The following is an 18337-nucleotide window of genomic DNA, read 5'->3' as shown; positions in this document are numbered from 1 at the left end:
TTTCACTCACGTTATTTCGGGTAAACCAATTTCCGCATTCAGGGGTTGAAATAAAAAATTAAATGTGGGATTTTTCTGAAATACGAATAATCTCAAAAATACCCTACCATTCTTGGGATTAATCTTCCCATTGCGGGTGCGAAATTTTACCGATAAATACAATTGTGTTCGTGGCGTGCTCCCGAATCACACACAAAAAGGGCCGATTGACGATCATCGTAAATCCATTGCTCCCCCCTCCGACACTTGTAGCATACATGCCCACCACCGTCACGGCAGCAGCTTCGGTTCCTTCTTCGTCCACTTTGGCAAAGGTTTTGTGTTTGACGAATCCAATGTAAAGTCCCCCCTTTTTGCTCATTCGGGTAAAATCGGCCTGTGAGGGACTAAAGGCAATGCCCATCCCAAGCGCTTCTAATACGCTGTTTAAGTTAATTTTGTAGCGAAGGGTAAATTTTGGCAGCAAAATACCGCCTTTTTTCTTCTCAAATCGCCCCATCCAGGTATGCCAGGTTTGGGGATTCAACTGGCCAATGAGCGAATCCAGCGGCACATTGTGTGTGGGCAGGAAAATGGTCATGCTGTAAGCGCCATCTCCGTAGGGCAAATCAATGGCTTGAAACTGATCCGTTTCAAAATAGTCGTATTCTCCGGATTGGTTCATCATCTGGACGGAAATCGTTGAGCCGTCCGGCAGATAGAAACTATCTTCTTGGGTGGCTTCCTTCTTGAATTGATAGGTCCACGTTCCTTTAAAATAAATGGCATTGATTAGAAACATGACAGAACTTTTGTCAATCCGATCCAGAATGCTTTTGATCTTATTGTGTGTTTTCGCTGCCACCCAGTTGTTAATGATCTTCACCGAATTCGGATCATTAAAATTGAGCCCCTGCACTTCGGACTGAAAATAGGTTCGGACCACATCAAAAAAACTTTTTTCAAAGGGAAACGTATTTCGGTACCAGATGGAATTGGCCAGTTCAAAAATGACTTTGGGATCCGCTTGAAGCAGATAGGTTATGAGCGACCTGTAGGCGGTGTCCACCGATTTCAAATCCATGTCACCAAAGCCAAGCGTGGTCTTCATGGCGCGTTCCGTTTCCCCGTTGGCCCCGTTTAGGGTCATGCCCAGCGCCATGGATACACTCAAAGGCGAGACAAAGATGTTTTCGCTGGAATCTTCACGAACAATTTCTTTGAACAAATTGAAGCCGAAATCGTTACTGGAGGAAACCACCTTTTTTTCAAGAGGGGTTAACGTATGCGTCCCCACCGGCTGTAATGGTGAGACGTCTTTCGAACAGCCTCCCCACAAAAAAGCAAAACCGACCAGCAGAAGCACCCATTTAAAATGGCTCATGTTTGGGCTCCTTTCTGAAAAACGTGACCTCCTTACCCAACTATTACAAAAATATCATAAAAATGGGGGGTTGTCAATTTATTTTGGAAAAATTTTTTGGTGTTCGTGTTTGTCGGATATTTTAGGCTTTGCATTCTCGTGGTGAATTTTTTAAGCCGCGAATGCGCGAATGTTTGGTGGTGGGGCGATTCACGAATCGCCCCGATGAATTGCCCCCACAAATCGCCCCGGAAATAACACCCGATTATCTCGCAGGCGTAAAGCCTGCGGTTACGAAACTTTCCATTTTTTAGATCACATTTTCCCGGAAACCGAATCTTTCCCCTGTTTTCAGGCATTCATCGACCGGCAAAATGCTTCCCGAACAGGTGGAATCGAAAAGCGACACCGCAGCCACGCTGACTCCCAACCGAACGCTTGCCTGAATATCCCACTGTTCATGCATACCGTAAAGAAATCCGGCCGCAAAGGCATCGCCGGCACCCGCGGCACCCTTGATTTTTTCAGACGGAACACGCACACTTCCCTGTACAATAACCTGCCCTTTCGAATTGGCCGCCAGCGCTCCCTCAGGAAAATGAATAGCCACCCACCGGCGCACGCCCCGGTTCAAAAGCACGCGAGCCGCTTCGCGAAGACCTTCCGGTTTCAGTTTTCCATTGACGCGAGTGGGCACTCCGGCAATCTTTCCCGCTTCAAACTCATTGACGATCAAAAAATCAACCCACGGCAAAACCGGCCCGACCACACTTTGGAACCGGTCACTGGTTTCACTCACTACATCAACAGCGGTCTGAAATCCCAAAGCCGTGGCTTTTTGTAACACCCGGGCTGCTCCTGTACGTCCATCTGAGCCGGGGACGTCCAAAGTGTCCAGGAGTAACACGTACCCCAGGTAAAAAATCCGGGCCGTTTTCTTCTCCAGCTCAAAATGGGATTCATCCAAAAAGGCATTGGCTCCTTTCTGGTGAAAGAAGGTGCGCTTTCCCGTTGAACGAACAGTCATAACGTCTGTGTATGAGGTGGGGGCCCGATCGGTGGTTTTCAATCCGGAAACGTCAATGCCGTGTGTCCGGCAATCGGCTCGAATGAATTTCCCTTCCGAATCGTCTCCCAGCAGGCCAATTCCCGCCAGGGAAAAGGGAGCCTTTAAACGGGCCAAATCCTTCAGCAAATTGTACGGCCCGCCTCCGTTACCCAGACTCTCCTCCTGAATAATAGCCAAAGATTCCTGTTCCGGATACTGGTCAATGATTTTGACATGATCCAGCAGCCAGTTTCCGGCAGCCAGAATACCACTTCGGTGATTTTCCATGTGTTTTTTCCCGCAAAATTAAAATAATCGCAATTCGTAAGCACCCAGAATTTCGCATCTTAAAAAACCTTGTGTTACCTACAACTCATTTACCAATTTCACAAACGGGGGCTCATCTTCTTCAATTTCCGGGAACCGCCCCACATCCGGATTGGCGAAGAAATTGTCGTGCAAATCATCATTGTGTGACGAAACTTCCCCGATAATGCATTCCTCCGATTCCGGCCAGAATTCGTGGTACACGCCCGGCACCAGTGTTATGCGTTCGCCCGCTTTCAGGTGAATGATATCTCCCGACCGCACGTCCCGCATTTCTCCATTTATTTTGACTTGGAAGATCTGCGGCTCGCGTTTTTCATTGGGATTGTGATTCCAGACCTGAATCGCCAGTTCCCCGTTTCGGCAAATGATGTCTTCTTTCTTCTGGCGGTGGCAGTGAGCCGGTGTACGCTGATTTTTGACCCCGTACATCAGCTTTTCACAATACTCGTCTTCTTCAGCCAGATTCACCAGAACCAGGCCGTATTTCTTAAAATCACCCAGCCCTGCATCCGTTACATCCCATCGGGGGTTAGGCGGCAAATGCCAGCCATTTCGTTCAAAACAGGCCATGGCCTGTTTAATGGCGCGGTTGATTTCGGAACGTTTCATGCTAAAAATCCTTTCTTAAGAAATTTACAATTTGGTTACACCTGTAGACATTATGTGCTGCGTGTTGTCAAATAAAAATTTCTGGCCTTCATTTTATTGTGATCCCGTTACGGTTGCCGGTGTGTCTGATGAGTAGGGAAGTTGTTTTATTAGTCTCTAAAAGATAAAGTTTGCAAGGAATGGAATCAAGATAATTTCGTAAACAGGGAAATTAAAATCTCTAATTTTGTTTTCGCGGCCCAATAAATAATTCTCTTGTAAATTGAAGAAATTGGCAATCTCTGAATAAAACATGCATCTTTTAGGAGGATGTACTTTTTCCCAAACATTAAAGCATTCGTATCGTATTTTATAAGGCACGGTTCATTTCAACAAATGGAAAATAAAAATGAAAACCACGGATTCAACATCCAGTGACAATCAGAAAATTGGAAAAACAATTTTAAATGATCTTCACCAAACCGGACTCTGGAAGACTATCCGGGATGATTTTTTAGGCCTGCAGGATTTCTTTCTCACTCGCGATCGGAAAAAACGTCTGCAAAATATGGGAAAAGTCAAGCGTTGGCTCTTTCTTGTCTGGTGGCTTTTAAAAACCCTCTTTTTTAAGCTCACACCTGCCCGTCGTATTTTGCTGCTCATCGCCTTGTTTTTAATGCCGTCTTTTCAATTCGGAAGAACCACTGCAAATACCAATTTCTTGGGCGAATTAATCATCCTCTTTGTTCTGATGCTTGAATTAAAAGACAAACTGGTTGCCCAAAATGAATTAGCCGAGGGACGGGCTATTCAGAAAGCCCTGGCTCCTCCCCCCATGCCGAACGTACCCAACTGGGAACTGTGGCTCTTTACCCAGTCTGCCAACGAAGTGGGCGGAGACCTGATTGATTTTTTGGAATTGGATCAGGATCGATATGCGGTTGCTCTCGGAGATGTGTCGGGCAAGGGCCTGCCGGCAGCCTTATTGATGGCCAAATTGCAGGCCACCATCCGGGCATTGGCGCCGGAAGCTGAATCGCTTCCAGATTTGGTCTTCAGAATAAATCGCATCTTTTACAGGGATGTTCTTCCGCAAAATTTCTCTTCGCTGGTTTATCTGGAGTTGGGATCGAATTCTCACGAAATCCGGTTCATTAATGCCGGGCATTTGCCCCCGGTTGTTGTGACAAAAATGGGGTTCAAGGAAACGTCAAAGGGAGGACCGGCTTTGGGATTGCTTCCAAATGCTGAATATTCGCAGCAAACCGTCATCCTTCAGGAAGGGGATTTCCTCCTGATCTATTCCGACGGTTTAACCGAGGCACTCAATGAGCAGGGTGAGTTTTTCGGCGAAGAACGGCTGTTCACGCTTTTTGAAAAACGATCCCATTTATCTGCCCGGGAAATGGGAGAAAAACTCCTGGCGGATGTCCGTCAGTTTGTGGGTCATTCCCGCCTGGGAGACGATCTCTCGCTGGTGGTGTTAAAGCGCATCGCTTAATATTTCTCTTAAGCGAAATACAATCCCGAATCTGAATTCAAATAAAAACTCCTTTAATAAGCCTCATTCCAGATCGAAAGAAACCGACAGCCGGAAATTGTTGTTTAAATCCTGAAAAATATACGCTCCATCCAGATACAGGATAAACCCCTGAGGAAACCGATACCGAAGTCCCCCGCCAACGGCCGTCGATAAGAAATCCGAGGGAACCAATCCCCGTGAAATGCCGCCTCTCAGAAAAAAGTATTTGTAAATCGGGCGTTCCATCCCAAAAGAAAAGCGGTCTGCAACGTCTTGGTAGAGAGCTTTCTCGAAATCCAAATCAAAATTAAATTTCAAAATGTCCAATGCAGCGAGACCAAAAACCAATTGCCTGGGTGTACCCTCGCTGTATTTTCCGAGAGTGGAGCTGTTCCATTGCAGATAATTTACCATATTTTTCAGGACGGCCGCCAGAACGTAGTGTTTCGCCGGGGAGTACTGAACGCCCCAATCCATGGAAAATCCCGATGCGCTTCCGGTGACTGCTCCCTCGTTCTGAGCGGCATTTTTCCCAAAGCTGGCATTGCGGTAGCTGATCGTCGCCCCGCCTCTGACCCAAGACCCGGTTTCCCACCGTTTTTCGTAGCTCAACCCCACCAGAAATGTAAATTCCCGCATGGCGTCGTCGCCCGAAAGGATGATTCCTTCGGAATGAACAAAATTCAGCCCGAAGCGAAAGGCGGCCGCCGCCATTTGATAAGGGATAAGTCCCAGCTGCCGGGTGGTGCTGAATGTTCCCTGAACAAAAGGGACTCCCGCCAGTCCGGCCGGATTCCAGAGAAGCGATTCCACCCCGTTACTTGCGGCGGAATACGCGCCGGACATACCCAAGGGCCGGGCCCCAAATCCGATGTCCACAAAAGCAGCAGGGATACCGGCCAAGTCCTGAGCCCGGACGGTCGTCACCCCCACACCCAGCAGCAGCCACACGAAAATTACAAGCGTTCGTTTTTTCATTTTTATTTCACCAGAACCACGGTTTTAAGGGTTGTTTTTGTACCGGTTGCATCCGATACGTCAATTTTTATCAGATAGCGCCCGTTTCGGGCCATTCGGCCATCATCGGTCAGCCCATCCCAGTGAAAGCGCAAATACTGGTCCTTATTTTCCGGCTGGTCATCCAACAGGGTTCGCACCTTCTGGCCGACCATGCTGTAAATCTCAATGGTCACAAAGGGACGCCGCGTGTCCCGTGAGGTAATTAAAAACTGAATGGTCAGGCCGGGACTGCCATCCCCATCCGAATCCACCACAGGCGAAAAGGGATTCGGGATCAATTTGAGCGATTCCATTCCGAGATCACGTGCCGGGTTAAGAACGGCCAGAAGCGAAAAGGATTCCACATCGGCCGTAATCGCACGCTCTCCGGTTACCCGGGTTTCCAGAATGTCCCATCGGGCCAATTCCTGATTCCATTTGCCGATGCGCGTGCGCTTCGGAACAAATCCCTCCGGAACCGGCAGAGTTAATTGGAGGGGCTTTAGAAAATGAAAGCCTCCCGGTTTCAGCAGATAACCTTTCCCCAAAGCCGCGTACCGCTTTGTACTCTTCTTTACGGATGGAAGCGAGATGGCTTGAATTTTTATTTTTTGAGGCTGGTCTACGGATCCCGCCGCAATGGCCAGGGTTACGCCGTCTGCATTTTTAACGGTGAGCTGCGAAGAAGGGCTCACCGGAGCATACAGAGAAATGGCCAGTGTATCTGCAATTCCGGTAAACGGGTCCATTACGGACAGAAAAGCCTCCCCAAAATACTGAGAATCCGGGTACACCACCCCCTGACTGACAACCCCCGCGGCCTCCGGCCAGAGTTTCCAGACGGGCGATTGCAGGCCCATGACCTTTCCGCCGGCCGTCTTGGCCACAAAATCGAAACGGGAAGGAACATTATTGGGAATCTCCCGGTCGCCCGAGATTTCAATCGAGGCCAAAACAGCCTTTTCCAGGATAAAATCTTCCGTTACGGTATCTCCGGGTGCCAGGTTAACCGTGACCTGGTTGGGCGTACTGACAAATCCGTTACGAAGAGCGTAAACCAAATATTGGTCGGCTTTCAGGCTGTCCAGTTGGTAGCGGCCGTCTTTTCCGGTTAAGAAGCTGTCCACTCGCGTTCCCTTTTTCAGATTCAATGCCTGTACCCACACACTATCCATGGGTGCCCGGGTCGTGTCTCTAACCATTCCCAAAACCCGGCCGTAAAACCAATCCAGTGTAACGGAAACCGTTTGATTGACGGCAACATTGGAAATAATTTTATCGTGAAAACCATATTTTGTAATCTTCACTGTGTACGCGTACCGTTTTGCCAGATTGTTGATGGCAAAGTGGCCGGTAGAGTCCGTATTCCCCGAACCGAAGTGCGTGTGTCCGTCGTCTGCCACGACAAGAGCCCCCACCACCGGTTCACCCGTATTCGCCTTAACCCAGCCGTCAATAAACCCGTTTTGTTTTTCAAGGTACAATTTCAGATTTCGGGCCCCGGGCTTGATTTTCCTCAAAATGTCCGAGGGGGTGTAACCCGCTTTGGAAGCAAACACGTCATAGGTTCGGGTTGAATCCAGACCGCGAATCTGAAAAAATCCCGTTGTGTCCGACCGGGCCGTTTTTACGGTTTGGGTTCCCGTTTCCCGGGCAGAAATTGTCGCGCCCGGTAAAACCGTTACGCTGTCCGACTCAAAAACAAGGCCCGAAATGGCATCGTGACGGATAACAATTCGCACTCTCCCGTTTTTCACCTGAGCCACAGGGTTTCCGCGATTAAAGGTAAACCGCTCCAAAATGAGGGAACTCGTATCGCCTTCATTGGCCTGAGAATTGGTTGTCCCCTCAAAATAAAATAAGACACCGGAGTCCGAAAGAGCCTTTGTCCCCTGCGCCGAAAAAATGACGCTGTCCGGGTAAACAGACGCATCAATTGTCTTCCAGGCTTCCAGCAGGGACTTTTGGGTGGTGGCGCCGCTTATTTTGAGAACCGAATGAGAAAAAACCAATTTCCCGTTAAATGAGAATATTCCTTTCTGAGTTAGATCTCCTACCCTGACCGGGATCCGCACGCTTTTGCCGGGTAAAAAACTGGTATCCGGCAGGGAAACCTCAATTCCGCTCCCCCCCGCAATGGCGTGGATTTTTGCCGGTGTGGTCTTTACAACCGGCGTTCCGTTATTAAACTGAAACGATTGAAACGGAATTTCCAGATCCGTGCCGGGCACCACACCACCCAATAATTGGAATTTCAGCCGGATTAAAACACCGGTTCCTTTGAGCGGCTCTGTCCCGGACATTTCCACGTGAAGCACATGATCGGAAGCGGAAAAAGCAGGCACACCCCAATCCTGAGCAAGTGTCCCCCTGGAAGACGCCCCCAACGCCGTAATCTGATCGGGATTGTAGGCAATCTCAATGGCAAAACGGGTGATTCCAAATCCCGTCAGATTGGTTACGACCAGCGGCAATTCAAACGTACTGCCCATGGGGACCGTTGTGTCGGGGACGGTAACAAAAACCGTGTCGGACAATGTGGTGAAGCTTAGATCCTTGCTCAAAACCGGCCCGTTCCCTGCCGTATCCGTGACAGACACCCTGAAATGATAGGTTGTAAGAGCGGTCAAATTCTCTATCGTGATCCGGTGAACGGTGTCTATTTTCGTTTCTTTGAGTTGTTTTCCGTAACTGGGTGTTGTGCCGTAATCAATTTTGCCTGTCGTTAATTCATTGGTTTTCCAGAATAGGGTCGCATAATTAAACCCCACATCTGTGACCTTTGGCGTTCCCACAAACTCAGGCGGGGTGCGGTCAACCAAAAGCCATCGTGCGCTGTTGGGGGAAGCCGGCGGATCTCCGGTATTAAAGGTAAACTCTTGAAAAATCAGTCCCACATCCCGGCCCACTCCGGCCGTGGCCTTAATCTTAAATTGAATCTGAATCAAATCTCCGCTGCCCGAAAGAGGGGCATTTCCGGTGTGATCCACTGTAATAGATGTGTCGGTTATCCCAACGGTGGGCGTACCCCAGGATGCTGAAAGCGTTCCGGTTTTTCTCACCTGAAGCGCGCGAACCGCCGAAGAATCGTATTTTAGGATGAAATGGTAGCGGGTGATGTTCTTTCCGGTGACATCTTCAACAGAAACCGGGTACCAGATGGTCTGCCCCACAGGGGCCAGGGTGTCGGGAATGGAAACCACCACCTCATTTCCAGACGTCGTGGTAAAGGTTTGATCGGTGCTTTGAACCGGCCCATTGCCCACAGAATCGGTTGAACTGACACGAAAATGATACGTCGTGTTTGGATTGAGTCCGGCAACCGCCAGATCGTGGTAGGTTACCAGGTCCTCGCTTTCAACAGCCTTGTCATACGTGGAAGTCACTCCGTAATCCACTTTACTGTTGGACGGCTCGTTTGTTGTCCAGACAATGTGAACCGAATGAGCCCGAACCTCGGTGGAATTGGGACCCGTCAAGATTTCCGGAGGCGTCAGATCGCGAAGCGTAAAGCGGCCCTCCCGAATAACGAAGCCCGAAGAAAGGCCATTTGCAGAAACATTCTGCAAAGTCAGAGGAGTCGGGTAATTGTAAGCTCCACCGGTTTTAACCCGAAATTGTACCTTAAAAAGAACGCCGTTTTCGTGGATCGGATTGTTGGAACGCATTTCAATGGAAACCGAATCCGGGCCGACACTCACCACGGGCGCTTCCCAGAACTCGGTCAAACTTCCTGCAGTTTTCACCCCTGTTGCCTCGAGATAACGGGAATCAAACTTCAGGGTCATTTTGAAGGAATACAGACTGCCATTTCCAAGGCTGTCCAATCGAACGGGTAAATCAAATGTGTGTCCCACATCGTAGGCCACGGAAGGCAGCCGGAAAATCATGGGCTGTTCAACCACCGTTTGAAAGGTCTGGTCGGCGCTTTGTGTGGGCCCGTTTCCACTGGCATCCGTTGATGAGACACGAAAATGGTAGGTTGTCCCCGAATACAATCCGGTTATGACCGCCAGGTGACTTTTTTCGAGAATGCCGCTTTCTTCCATCTGGCCGTAAGAAGCGGTCTCACCGTAGTCAATCCTCCCGGTAGACGCTTCATTCGTTGCCCACAAAATAGTGGCCGTAGACGCCGTTTTTGCCACCACGGAGGGTCCCGCTGTAATTTTCGGTGCCGTCACATCCTTGACCGTAAACAGTCCCCCCCTGTAAACAGAAGCCGGTGTTCCTTCATTAAAAACGAACCGCTGAAAAACAACCGGTGCCTGGGTTCCTTCCTTTGCGGATCCGGATACCTGAAAGCGGATTTTGACCAGGCTGCCACTGCCGCTAAGGGCACTAATTCCTCCCATCGCAATAATTATTTTGCCCCTTTTCACGGTTGTGGTGGGAGGCCCCCAACTGCTGGCCCGTGTCCCCGACGTAGAGGCCGAAATGGCCGTGAGCACGTCGGGATCAAAAGTCACCGTGATGTCGGCCGAATAAACGGACTTTCCGGAAACGTCCCCGATTTGAATGGGCCAGTCGAATTGTGTTCCGGCACGAATGGTCCGGTTGGGAAGAGAGACCTGTACTTCCCCTCCATTGGTGGTCTGGAAAGAAGCATCCGGGCTGACAGTGGGTCCGTTTCCCCAGCGATCCGATGATTTGACCCGAAAATGGTAGCGGGTGCCCGGAAGCAGCCCCGACAGGGTGATCCGGTGAATCCGTTCAAAAACAGCTGCCCCCCCCGCCGTTTGTCCGTAGGAGGTCCCCGTTCCGAATTCCACAATCCCGGAAGAAGGCTCGTCCGTAACCCAAACGATTTGTGCCCCGGTTGCCGAGATATTTTGTGCAAAGGGTCCAAACGTGATCTGCGGTGCCTGGCTGTCGGGGGTTCCGCGAAGGGTAAGCAACCCGTTCGCGGTGGTCAATTCAGGCATCCCCGTATTGAATTGGGCAAAGACAAAGGAAATAGGAGTGGTTACGCCGTCGGTTACGTCCGATTTGACGTGAAAAATCACCTTCACCAGTACTCCCGCTCCGGCAAGGGGCGTACCGGATTGTCCCTGGATAACCACCTGTCCATCCACTTTTTGAAAAACCGGAGCGCCCCAACCGGACGTTAAAGTACCGGACGTTTGAGCCGAAACCGCCGTGATCAGCTCCGAATCGTAGGTCAGTACAACGGTGTAGCGTCTGACGCCCTGCTGGCTTACATCCGTCACCCGGAGCGGCACGGTGACATCATTTCCCGCCTGTCCCGTGACATTTTCCGCCGTTAAAATAATTCCGGTTCCGGCTTCCGTGCTGAAAGTGGCATCCTGGCTGAATGTGGGACCGTTCCCGCTGGAATCCACTGAGCCCACCTGAAAATGGTACGTCGTAGACGGTGAAAGATTGGACAACAGAACGGAATGCTGAAGGGTACGCGTCTGATTCTTTTTCTGCCATCCATACGATGTATCGCGCCCATATCGCACAATACTGGTACTTTTTTCATTGGTCTGCCAGGTGACTACGGCACTTTTGGCAGTGATGGATTCCACCTGCGGACCCGACACAATTTCCGGAGGACGCGTATCCTCTACGGTAAACCGCCCGTTCTGGGTGGTGGCAGGTATGGTTTCGCCCCCGCTGTTTTTCAACATAAATTTCTGAAATGTAAGGGGCGTGGTTTGCCCGATTTTCGCCGCGTCTGAAATGTGAAACTGTATGTTGACCAAAATCCCCGACCCGCTCAAAGGTGTCGTACCGGAAAGGGTAATGGTGATTTTTCCGGATTCCACCTGAAATGCCGGAGAATTCCATGCGGAAATAAGGGTGCCGTCCGAACTGACGCCTGTCGGAGATAAAAGTCCGGCGTCGTAGGTGACGACGATTTCTGCAGACGTAATCCCCTGCTCCGAAACATCCGTCACGGTCAGAGGGAAAATAATGTCCGCCCCCGGATCCAGGGAAAGCGAAGGCAAACGGGCAATAATAGCGGCCGTTGTAAAGGTTTGATCCGAAGAAACCGTTGGGCCGTTCCCCAATTTGTCTTTGGATGCAACCCGGTAATGGTAGGTAGTCGAAGGTTTGAGTGGATGAAGCGTTACCGAATGGGACGTAACCAAGGAGGAATTTTCCAACACGTCTCCGTACGAAGAGGTGAGTCCGTATTCCACCTTGCTGTCGGCGGGTTCATCCGTTCGCCAGTGAATGTCGGCCGAATGCGCTGTAAGATTGACTGCCTGCGGGCCCGATGTGATCTTTGGGGGCTCGGTATCCAAAATAACCGTAAATGTTCCATTGTTTAATTGGACAGATGGAGACCCCTCATTGAATTTAAAGTTTGTAAATGTCAATATGGACGTTTTGCCGACAGACACCCCATTATTGACCTTAAAAATAAGGTAAATCAAATCCCCGGCACCCGACAAGGCATTCGTTCCCCCAATACCCACCTGAATTTGCCCGCTGGTGATGTTTTTTGTGGCCGGCCCCCAGGAGGCCGAAAGGGAACCCGACGTTCGGGCATCCAGAGCCGTTAAAACACCGGGATCATAAACCAGCGTTAAATCGAATGAGTAAATATTTAACCCGGAAAGGTCAGACACCTTCACCGGCAACCGGAATGTTTTTCCTTCCGACTGCTGAATATCCGGCACCGAGACCGTAACGGTTTGAGCATAGGCCGTCGTGGCAAAAAGTAGTGCTCCCCAAAAAAACACGCATAAACGTTTCATAGACACAACCTATTTCAAAAGTAAAAGCTTTTTCACATAAACCCGATTTTTGGCCTTTAATCGATAAAAATAGACCCCGCCCGGAACCTGATTGCCCGATTCGTCCGTTCCGTTCCATTTGAACTGATAATAGCCGGGTGCCAGTTTTTTTTGCACAAGCTGCCGCACCTTTTGTCCCAGCACATTGTAAACGGACAAATCGACTGAAACCCCTTGTACATGGTCTTCTGACGGAACCGCAAACCGAATCAGGGTTTCACCGTTGAAGGGATTGGGATAATTATCATACAAACGAAATTGCGTTGGAAGCCGGGTCCGTTCAGGCGGCTGAAATTCTGACACAACCAGCCCCTCATTCACCTGCACCTGCCTCACCTCCAAAAAGGTTTCGGGGGAAATGGACGGATCCCCCTTCACCTCAATCAAAATGCGAAGCAGTTTTCCGGAGCCCTCCAGCGCTTCAGGGCCCGCCGTTGCAATGGTAAGCACACCATTTTTCTCCGACCAGGCCAGAGCATGGCCTTCCGAGGAGCGGAACAAGACACAATTCTGTACATTTACCCACTGCCGATCGACCTCAATTTTCCATTGCGTGGCGTAAATATGATTCAGATTATCCGCTTGAATATCAACAGCCCAACGGGTTTCATCCAGATGTTTCACCGCAAATGTAAACACGTGAACCTCCGGATCAGAATAATTTTCGAGCCCTTTTCCCAGTCGGGACGGTTCCACAGGAAAGCGATCAATCAGATTGACCGAATAGCGAAAAATAAGCGATGCATCGAAGGAACTCACCTGTCCGTTACCGCTGACGTCGGCCGCGATGGAATCCCTCGGCTGATTTCGATAATACGGGGCCACATTTTGCTGAGCGCTGATTCTAAGGATAAGCGACCCGTCAAATGAACTGACCTCTTTGTTGCCGCTCACATCTCCGTACAGAGCTCCGGCAAAATCCTGGCCGGTTTTGTTGGCGATCAGAGGAGCAAAGCGTCTTTTGGACGGAACGAAGAAAAAGCCCGGCAGTTTGGGACGCAGGGTGTAATCCAAACCGGTTTGCAGTTTCTTGATATCGTACGTTCCATCCGTTTCCGTGTAAATGATATCCACCTTCCCACCGGAGAGTGAAATTGGAACACCCACCATAGGTTTGTGAAAATCATCCAGAATTTTGCCCTGAATCCGGGCTATTTCCGTGGGATCCGGCTGAAGCGCCATATTTTGGATTTTGACGGCACCTGCCGCAAGCGACACACTGAGCTGCTTTCGGTGATATCCCAATTGATCGGCGACCAGGGTGTACGTCCCCGAATTGAGAAAAAAGGTGTATTCGCCCGTGTAATCCGTTTCCGTTTGCGTCGTGTCGGCTCCCAGGATCACCCACACGGCCGCCTTATTGATGGGCAGACCCGTGGAACTGTCCGTTATTTTTCCGGTCAACGTTCCCATGGTGGTCAGGGAAAAATTCTTCGTAATTGTTGAATTAAGTACTGCCGTAACGGACGTCGTCTGGCTGCTAAACCCCGGTTTCCATGCCTTTAGCTGGTAAGGTCCCGGTTCCAGCTGAATGGTGTAATTTCCATTCAGATCAGACACCGATTGGAGATTTTCTCCAATCACATCGACCCATGCATTTTCAACCGCCCGTCCATGATTGTCCGTGATTTTTCCGGAAATCGTGCCCAAGTTGAGTGTAAGATTGAAATCCACACCCGTAACGGTTTGACCGGATTGCACGGGCGTATTCAATTGGGCGGGAACAAAGCCTTCCTTTTCAGCCCGGATTGTCCAGGTGCCGGGTTTTACCGAAAGGGTGTATTGTCCCACATTTCCGGGCAGCGTGCGAAATGTATCCGTTCCGGAATAGGCCAAAACGGCTGCCCCCACAATGGGCAAATTCCCCTGTTGAACACGTCCCTTAATCGTTCCAACATTGGGCACAAGTGTAAAATTGACCCCTGTCTTATTTTCACCCAGGGCAATGGTTACGGTTTGAATTCCCGTTGCCGCATATCCCGTTTTGGATGCCGTTATTCGGTACGTCCCGGGTTGAACCCAAAGGCGGTAAGACCCGTCAGAAAGAGTCGTGTCGTTTGCCCCGTCTGTCTGAATGATCACCCCTTCAAGGGGTTTTCCGCCTGAGGCGGCTTTTCCGGAGATAAAAACGGGATTTACCCGAAGATTAAAATTCAGGTTGGAAAGGGTTTCACCGGAGTGCAGAGATACCTGCAGCGGGTCAGGTGGTGCGTACCCCTGCTTGGAAACGGTGACGGTATAATTCCCGGGAGCCAGATTCAACGCATACGCTCCCTTGGGATCGGTTAAAAAAGAAACCGGCTGTCCTGACGGAGGGATGGCCTTCACTTCCGCCCCATTTACGGAGTTCTGTCCGCTGAAAACAAAGCCGGTCAAAACCCCGGCATTGGACGTGAGCTCCAGGTCGGGAGTCAGATTTATTGTCGCTCCGGGCGTCACCTGGACAATTCGGGGCGCCGGGCTCACATAGCCTCCCTTTGTAACCGTCACCGTCCACTTGCCGCTGCTCACCTGCAAGCGAAAAGATCCATTATTGGCCGTAAACTGAGAAACAACCCGTGCATCCTTCTGTGCCTGTACGCGTGCCGTAATAACGGGCTGTTTATTTACATCCACCACCGTACCCGTAATGAAACTGTCAAATTCCTTTAAAACAAGGGGCTGAGCCAAGGTTACTTCTTCCTGAGATGATAACACAACCCGAACCGTATCTGAATTGGAATAGTTCTCTTTCTGTCCCCAGATATCCCAGACCCCGCTGGAAAGGCTGAGTACGAAATTCCCGTTTGCGTCGGAGGAGGTCTCCAGAAGCCGGCCGGAAAGATTCTCTTCCGCCCGCAGTGAAACAGACGGCAGAAGCTGATCGGCCTGGTTACGCGTGACCCCCTTTACGCGATGGGACGCCTTCCTTAAACGCAATGCGACGGAAAGGGTATCCCCCGCCTCCACCTCAACGGTTTTAGTCGTATCCAAAAAGCCTTCCTTTGAACCCGTAATCGCATACGAACCCGGCCGGACCGTAGCTGTAAAATTGCCATTATCCGATGTAATGAAAGACACGTTATCCGAAGAGCCATCAATAGCCGTTAAGGTAACGTTGGTTCGGGGAAGATTGGTTCCATCCATCTGAAGGGTGCGAATGCTTAATGCGCTGACCGGTACAGTGTAAGAAAATTGACGCGTGTCGCTTGGCGTTCCGTTGCCGGAATTGTCCATGGCCAGTACACGCCAGGCGTATTTCGTTCCCTTTAATACTGTGCGTGCCGGAAAATCAATGGACGTATTCGAAGTGGTGGTGCTCCAAATGAGAAAGCTGGAGGAACTTCCCTCTTCGTAAATGTACTCAAACAGTGAAATTTGATAATTGACCGCACCGGACGCAGGCTGCCATTGGAATGTAATGGTTTTTGAATTCAGAGAGACTCCGTCAGCCGGTGAGATAAGAATGGGCTTGGCTGCTGTCGTGGAAAGATTAACGTAGAACGCACTTACACCTGATTGAACCAATGATGTGAAGGCCGGATTATTTCCATAGTTGTTCAGCACGATCCAGGTGTAGTGATTTCCATTGAGCAGCGGCGGAGTGGTCCCGTTGAAATCCGTAAAGTAGCCGGAAGGATCGGGATCGCCATACGTAATATGTGTCTCAGACGTAATCACCTGCCAGATGATATTGGCACCGGTTAACTGCAACTCGCCGGTATCGGGATCCCGTGTAATAATCGCTTCGTGATCGGAAAGAATGAGGTGGTAAAAGGGAACCCCGGAAACTTCATCCCACTGAAATTCAGGCGTGGCTGTCCGAACGGTTCCGTTATTTGTGGGTTCGCGCATAATCGGAGACACAGATGCCTCTACAATGAACGGAAACTCAGCCGACCGCAGCGAGCCATTGGTAATAATCCCATAATAAACCCCGGGATGAATGCCTTCATTTTGCGGAGTAAATGTGAGTGAGCGCGTACCGCTTTTTGAAATTGAGGCATTGTACACTCCATGGGTCGTTCCGTAATGAAGTGTCGCCTGAATCGGCTCTGCCCATGTCACCGTAACGGATTCGGACTCACTAATGAGCTGATAGGGTACGCTTGTAAGTGTAATTTGCTGGGCCGCAGCCTGATGGGGTAACATCAGGACAATTAGCCCAATCCAAATTAGAACTGCTTTTTTTTGCATTATCCCGCCTAAAATTCAAAATGAAAACTGTTCAAAACCTGCCGAAAGCATTAAAATTGGTAGCCCGTTGAAAAATAGAGAATGGGATCGGGCAAAAGGGAAAGTCCGACATGAATCGGGTAATGTTTTTGAAACAGCCGGGCATACCCCATGGCAAATGAAGGCAGCCAGATTCGGCTTTCTCCCTTTCCGAGCTTTTCCGAATGATGAATAAAACTCTTCATATATTTTAATCGGATTTCCATATAAAAATGATGGAATCCAAACAGGGTTTGCCAATCCAGTTTTGATTGCAATCCAAATTCGTAGGGTCCATAGCCTATTCCGGCGTAACCAAAATTCTGGACCATACTGTTGTACCAATAAAAATGCGGCGTTTGGTAGAGAACTCCCACTTTCAGATACGATTGTTGATGCAGAAAAAGGGCCGGATATGTGGGATTTTCTACGGAATCGGTGAGGGTTAATTGGGACAAATCCAGCTTCGCCGGATCCAGAATTTCCGCGTTGGGATCATCCGAAGACAGGGCGTCGATGTTCAGTGCGGGAATTTTGTTAACGTGAATAGAGAGATTTCCATCCAGGCGCATGGGGGTTTGCATGGAAATGACGCCGTCGAAAATGAAATTCCGATTATAAACATACCAACCGCCCCAATTCATCCGCCAACCGCTTCCCTTGTATCGGCCTTTAATAGCCTGTGTCAGCCGGTTGTACCAATTATCATTGGAATTATTAAAAATATACTCGTGACCGTTAAAAAGCATGTCCCCCTGCGCATCCATGAATCCAACCGTTTCAACATTCCCGCCATACCGATCCAGAGAAAATCCAAATGCAAACCGGTTGCGAATGACCTTCGCCAATCCCATTGTGGTCTTGTCCACATTTATGCTGAACCGAAAATTGGCATCCAGGAAGGCATTAAAAACCACCTCACTTGTAGTTTCTGAAAGGGGCACCTGGGTGGAAATGGTCGCCTCTGCCCCTGTTAAAAAGGTTTGAAGATTCAGTGAAAGCTGACGCTGGTAGCCCAATGTAAACACAACGCCGCCTGCCGGAAAACTGATGAGACCCTGTCCCCAATATCGGTTCTTGCGGAAGACACTTTCGAGTTGAGGATAAATCAATCGGAGCGAATCAGACCGGTAACTGGCTATTCCATTGTCTATTGCCCGCTGAACGCGGCCATTCACATCCATAAATCGATTGGGATGAATCGCAATAGACGGCGCAAAAAAGGTGGTTATAAAGGGATTTTTAATACCCGTTGAGAAGGCCGGGTTTTGATAAAAATCCATCCAGGCCAGATAATTGTTTGAGGGCGTAAACCGGCCGGAATGAAGAGAAGACAAAGAGGTACTGACCACTTCACCATCAAAATCGAAATGACCGCCCACTAATTTCTCTATTTTACTGCTCGTGCCCTGAGCAAAAAGGGTATTTGAAAAAAACATCACCCAAAGAGTCAGTGAGAATAGTTTTTTCATGCGTATTTTGTCCTGGATTAAACAAGGTTTTTTCAGCAGAAAGAACACCCAACCGGAAGAAGGAAAAGCCCAATCAAATTTCATTTAATGTATACA

General features: G+C 49.6%; 8 protein-coding genes. 1 reads left to right on the top strand and 7 read right to left on the bottom strand.

Annotated features, from left to right (window positions below):
* Positions 1–118: 118 nt before the first annotated feature.
* The 3 genes from GXO76_12455 to GXO76_12445 form a co-directional block, all read right to left on the bottom strand.
* The gene (locus GXO76_12455; GenBank protein NOY78668.1) at positions 119–1363 is read right to left on the bottom strand and encodes a serpin family protein; all 1245 of its coding nucleotides are present in this window, start codon (positions 1361–1363) and stop codon (positions 119–121) included.
* 289 nt (positions 1364–1652) lie between these two features.
* Positions 1653–2678 carry a carbohydrate kinase family protein gene (locus GXO76_12450; GenBank protein NOY78667.1) on the bottom strand — a complete coding sequence of 342 codons (1026 nt, stop codon included), beginning with the start codon at positions 2676–2678 and terminating at the stop codon, positions 1653–1655.
* Between the two features lie 78 nt (positions 2679–2756).
* Complete coding sequence (locus tag GXO76_12445; GenBank protein NOY78666.1) at positions 2757–3329, bottom strand: D-lyxose/D-mannose family sugar isomerase; 573 nt, start codon at positions 3327–3329, stop codon at positions 2757–2759.
* Positions 3330–3717: 388 nt separating this feature from the next.
* On the opposite strand from GXO76_12445, the gene GXO76_12440 reads away from it, so the two are divergent.
* Entirely contained in the window at positions 3718–4809 is a 1092-nt protein-coding gene (locus GXO76_12440; GenBank protein ID NOY78665.1) for a serine/threonine-protein phosphatase, read from the top strand.
* A gap of 63 nt (positions 4810–4872) precedes the next feature.
* Here the strand turns inward: GXO76_12440 and GXO76_12435 are convergent, their stop codons facing one another.
* The 4 genes from GXO76_12435 to GXO76_12420 are packed head-to-tail and all read right to left on the bottom strand — an operon-like array spanning position 4873 to position 18241.
* A complete protein-coding gene (locus tag GXO76_12435; GenBank protein ID NOY78664.1) occupies positions 4873–5808 on the bottom strand; it encodes a hypothetical protein in 936 nt (311 codons plus the stop codon).
* Positions 5809–5810: 2 nt separating this feature from the next.
* On the bottom strand, positions 5811–12536 hold the full coding sequence (locus GXO76_12430) for a hypothetical protein (protein NOY78663.1): 6726 nt from the start codon (positions 12534–12536) through the stop codon (positions 5811–5813).
* A gap of 9 nt (positions 12537–12545) precedes the next feature.
* Positions 12546–16751, bottom strand: coding sequence for a PEGA domain-containing protein (locus GXO76_12425; protein NOY78662.1), 4206 nt, complete (start codon positions 16749–16751; stop codon positions 12546–12548).
* A gap of 50 nt (positions 16752–16801) precedes the next feature.
* Positions 16802–18241 carry a hypothetical protein gene (locus GXO76_12420; protein ID NOY78661.1) on the bottom strand — a complete coding sequence of 480 codons (1440 nt, stop codon included), beginning with the start codon at positions 18239–18241 and terminating at the stop codon, positions 16802–16804.
* Positions 18242–18337: the final 96 nt, after the last annotated feature.

The organism is Calditrichota bacterium (assembly GCA_013151735.1).
Lineage (GTDB): Bacteria > Zhuqueibacterota > JdFR-76 > JdFR-76 > BMS3Abin05 > BMS3Abin05.
Note: the sequence above shows the minus strand (reverse complement) of the source record. Positions and strands in the feature narration are given on the sequence as shown.